Source organism: Methylobacterium sp. C33D (assembly GCF_053345825.1).
This window is the reverse complement of sequence record NZ_JBKFAV010000086.1, coordinates 1-3633: the sequence shown is the minus strand read 5'-3', so window position 1 is coordinate 3633 and position 3633 is coordinate 1. Positions and strand designations below refer to the sequence as shown.

The following is a 3633-nucleotide window of genomic DNA, read 5'->3' as shown; positions in this document are numbered from 1 at the left end:
TCTCCAGCAGGGCGACCGCTTCGCGTTTAAACTCGGGCGTGAACTCTCGTCTCGTCTTCGCCATCCGACACATTCCCCGCTCAGCATGAGCGTATCAGAGGTGTCCGCGATGCCGAGGGAGGATCAACCAGCCCGCTTCCATCCCAGACCAGGAGCTTCACCCGGTCGGCGCGTTTTGACCGGAACACATAGACCGTGCCGGAGAACGGATCCGCGCCCATCGCGTCCCGGACCAGAACGGCCAGCCCGTCCATGCCCTTGCGGAAGTCCACCGGCCGGGTGGCCAGCATCACGCGCACCGGGCCGGACGGTCCGATCATGGGCAAGCCTTCAGCGCCTGGATCACCACCGCGATCTGAGCCGCGCTCGCGCCCTGAGCGATGCGGACCGTGGCGCCTGCGATCTCAACTTCAATGCTGTGCCAGCCGCATCGCTTCCCCAGCTCTGGGCTCAGCTCGGCAGACGTCGGCTCCTGCGGGCCCACACTCAGCACGGCCGGCACGAACTGCAATGGGCGCTGATCTTCGTGCCTCTCAGCCTGACGCATCAGGCGCCGCCACGTGAACAGCTGCGAGGCGCTCAATCCATGCCGGCGTGCCACCGCGCTGATCGAGGTGCCCGGCCCATCACTCTCGGCGACGATGGCGGCCTTGTCCTCATCCGACCACGTCCGCCGTCGGCCGGCCCCGGTGAACAGCTCCAGGCGCCGGATCGGCTCCGACATAGCCATACGCCCTGACATCGACATGTGACAGAGCTCCCATTCCGCTCCGTATGTCGCCTTCACACCGCCTGCCAGAAGGTGCCGCCCAGAAAGCGCTTACGGTTGAGGCTGAGGTCATAGGAGTAATCCTAGGACCTTGAGCATGACCCAGGCGGGTATCGAACTGGTGAGAGCCGAGCGGCGTCGACGCTGGACGCGGGCGGAGAAGGAGCGGTTGGTCGCCGCTTCGTTTGAACCGGGTGTGTCGACCTCGGATGTCGCCCGCCGGGCCGGTCTCCACGTCAGTCAGCTGTTCCGCTGGCGCAAGTTGCTGTGCGAGCGTGTTGGTGCTCCCACGCCAGCGCTGGTCCCCTCGTGATCACTCCCACGTCCGCCGCGATGACGGTCGAGCCTAGTCGAGCGCACAACCGCTGCCGTCGCTCCGGCGGAGTGATCGAGATCGATCTCGGCAGAGGCCGGCGCGTTCGGGTCGGCTCCGACGTCGATGCCGCGGCGCTTCGGCGGGTGCTCGACGCCCTGGAGGGCCGATGATCCCACTGCCGGCCAACGTGCGGGTGTGGCTGGCCACCGGCCACACCGACATGCGCAAGGGCTTTTCCAGTCTCGGCCTGATCGTCCAGGAGACGCTCAAGCGCGATCCCCATGGCGGGCATCTGTTCGTGTTCCGCGGACGGCGCGGCGACCTGATCAAGGTGATCTGGCACGATGGCCAGGGCGCGTGCCTCTACACGAAGCGGCTCGACCGCGGCCGTTTCCTGTGGCCCTCGGTGGCGGACGGAGCCGTGACGATCTCGACGGCGCAACTCGGCTACCTGCTCTCGGGTATCGACTGGCGGATGCCGCAAGAGAGCTGGCGTCCGAGCGCTCTCGGCTGAGGATAACGCGTTACAGCGCTTGAAGAATATGCTCTTCTCTCAAGCGTGCCGAACGCGCCCGAGCCCCCGCCGCTTCCCACGGATCTCGCCGCCGCCCATGCCATGATCCTGGCCGAGCGGGCGGCCCGGCTCGCCTCGGAGATCGCGGTCGAACGGCTAAAGCTGGAGGTCGCCCGGCGGCGGCGAGAACGGTTCGGGACCTCCTCGGAGCGCAGCGCCCGGATCGACCAGCTCGAACTCGTCCTGGAGGATCTGGAGGAGACGCTGGCCGAGACCCGAGCGCAGGCGGCCGCCGAGCCCGAAGCGCTCTCCGGTGCGGCTTCCTCGCGGCGCAAGCCCGCCCGCCGGCCTCTACCCGAGCACCTGCCGCGCGAGCGCGTCGTCCATCCCGGCCCGACGACCTGCGCCTGTTGCGGCGGAGCGCGCCTTCGTCACCTCGGCGAGGACGTCACCGAGACCCTGGAGCGGATCCCGGCGCGCTGGGTCGTGATCCAGCACGTACGCGAGCGCTTCTCGTGCAGCGACTGCGAGACGATCGCGCAGGCTCCGGCCCCGTTCCATCCGATCCCGCGCAGACGCGCGGGCCCGAACCTTCTGGCCGAGGTGATGATGGCCAAGTTCGGCCTGCACCTGCCGCTGCATCGCCAGAGCCAGCGCTTCGCCCACGAGGGCGTACCGATCGACGTCTCGACGCTGGCCGGCTGGGTCGGAGCGGTGACCACCGCCCTGTCGCCCCTGGTCACCCGGATCGAGGCCCATGTTCGAGGGGCTGTGTCAACGGGCGCCGAAGTCTGGTTCTTCCGCACTTCGTGTGGCGAAGTGGGCCGGCCAGCGTGACGTGCCCCATCTCCGGAGATCGGCTTTCCGGAAGACGCCATGCCCCGCCGTATCCTGCCCCTCGTGCCCGATGGCCTGACCGTCGTCGGCATCGAGCCGGCGACCGACCCGCTCATCGTGCGCGTCGTACCCCATCCGGGCCCGACCTGCTGTCCCACCTGTCGATCGTCCGCGGGCCGCAAGCACGGTCACTGCGAGCGCACCCTCGCCGATTTGCCTTGGCAGGGGCGGTCCGTCCGCCTGCGCCTCCGGCTGCGACGCTTCCGCTGTGCGAACCCAGCCTGCCCGCGGCGGACCTTCAGCCAGAGCGTCGGTGACGTCGCTGTCGCTCACGCCCGCCGATCCGAGCGGCTGCGCGTGCTCCAGCGTCATCTCGGTCTCGCCCTCGGTGGTGCACCCGCCGCCCGTATGGCGCATCGTCTCGCGATGCCCGTGAGTGGCGATACCCTCGTGCGCCTCGTGCGTGCGGCGCCTCTGCCAACACAGCCCGAGCCCGGCATCGTCGGCATCGACGAGTGGGCCTGGCGGCGCGGGCGCAGCTACGGCACCATGCTCGTCGACCTCGAACGTCACACCGTCCTCGATCTCCTGCCCGACCGGGACGCCGAGAGCGTCGCCGCGTGGCTGCGCGCCCATCCGGGCATCGAGGTCATCGCTCGCGACCGCCGACGTCTTCGCCGAGGGCGCCCGCGCGGGCGCGCCGCAGGCCCAGCATGTCCTCGATCGTTTTCACCTGCTGCGTAACCTCAGCGTCGCCCTGCGTGCGATCGTCGCCCATCATCATGGCGTGATCCGCGCCGTCGGTCGTGCGCTCATCGATCAGGAGGTCGAGGCAGCGCAGGATGCGAAGGAAGCCACGCGTCCGCCGACGGCGATCGAGGTTCGGAAGCGGGCGACGCACGCGCTGCGTCGGGCTCGGTACTCCGAGCTCAAGCGGCTGTCCGAGGGCGGCGCCTCGGTGGCCGGCATGGCTCGGGCTCTGGATCTCGATCGCAAGACGGTGCGGGTCTGGCTGCGCCAGGACGCGCCGCCCTCCTGGCGGCGACGCCGCACCGTGTCGACGATCCTCGATGAAGTAGCCCCCAAAATGACCGGACAGGGGCTCACGCTTATGGAAGTGTGTGCCTATGACCGACCGTATGGTGAGTTCTAACGACCCGCCCCGCGCCGAACGCGTCGAGGTGATCACCTCCGTCC

At 69.0% G+C, this 3633-nt stretch carries 7 protein-coding genes and 1 pseudogene; 5 read left to right on the top strand and 3 right to left on the bottom strand.

Annotated elements, in window-relative coordinates:
- Positions 1–80: 80 nt before the first annotated feature.
- Positions 81–320 carry an IS66 family insertion sequence element accessory protein TnpB gene (tnpB, locus tag ACLBXO_RS31400; protein WP_447687867.1) on the bottom strand — a complete coding sequence of 80 codons (240 nt, stop codon included), beginning with the start codon at positions 318–320 and terminating at the stop codon, positions 81–83.
- Entirely contained in the window at positions 317–724 is a 408-nt protein-coding gene (tnpA, locus tag ACLBXO_RS31395) for an IS66-like element accessory protein TnpA (RefSeq protein ID WP_234082708.1), read from the bottom strand. Before tnpA ends, tnpB (ACLBXO_RS31400) begins: the two co-directional genes overlap by 4 nt.
- A gap of 142 nt (positions 725–866) precedes the next feature.
- Here tnpA and ACLBXO_RS31390 point away from each other — a divergent pair, with 142 nt between their 5' ends.
- The 4 genes and pseudogenes from ACLBXO_RS31390 to ACLBXO_RS31375 form a co-directional block, all read left to right on the top strand.
- Positions 867–1082, top strand: coding sequence for a transposase (locus ACLBXO_RS31390; protein ID WP_447687866.1), 216 nt, complete (start codon positions 867–869; stop codon positions 1080–1082).
- A gap of 169 nt (positions 1083–1251) precedes the next feature.
- On the top strand, positions 1252–1599 hold the full coding sequence (gene tnpB / locus ACLBXO_RS31385; RefSeq protein WP_024827170.1) for an IS66 family insertion sequence element accessory protein TnpB: 348 nt from the start codon (positions 1252–1254) through the stop codon (positions 1597–1599).
- 45 nt (positions 1600–1644) lie between these two features.
- The gene (locus ACLBXO_RS31380) at positions 1645–2436 is read left to right on the top strand and encodes an IS66 family transposase (RefSeq protein WP_447687865.1); all 792 of its coding nucleotides are present in this window, start codon (positions 1645–1647) and stop codon (positions 2434–2436) included.
- Between the two features lie 39 nt (positions 2437–2475).
- Positions 2476–3042 (top strand): annotated as a pseudogene (locus tag ACLBXO_RS31375) (transposase family protein); the annotation flags it as partial.
- 43 nt (positions 3043–3085) lie between these two features.
- On the opposite strand, the gene ACLBXO_RS31370 reads toward ACLBXO_RS31375, so the two are convergent.
- Complete coding sequence (locus ACLBXO_RS31370) at positions 3086–3220, bottom strand: hypothetical protein (protein ID WP_447687868.1); 135 nt, start codon at positions 3218–3220, stop codon at positions 3086–3088.
- Positions 3221–3223: 3 nt separating this feature from the next.
- Here ACLBXO_RS31370 and ACLBXO_RS31365 point away from each other — a divergent pair, with 3 nt between their 5' ends.
- Entirely contained in the window at positions 3224–3589 is a 366-nt protein-coding gene (locus ACLBXO_RS31365) for a hypothetical protein (RefSeq protein ID WP_447687864.1), read from the top strand.
- Positions 3590–3633 lie beyond the last annotated feature (44 nt).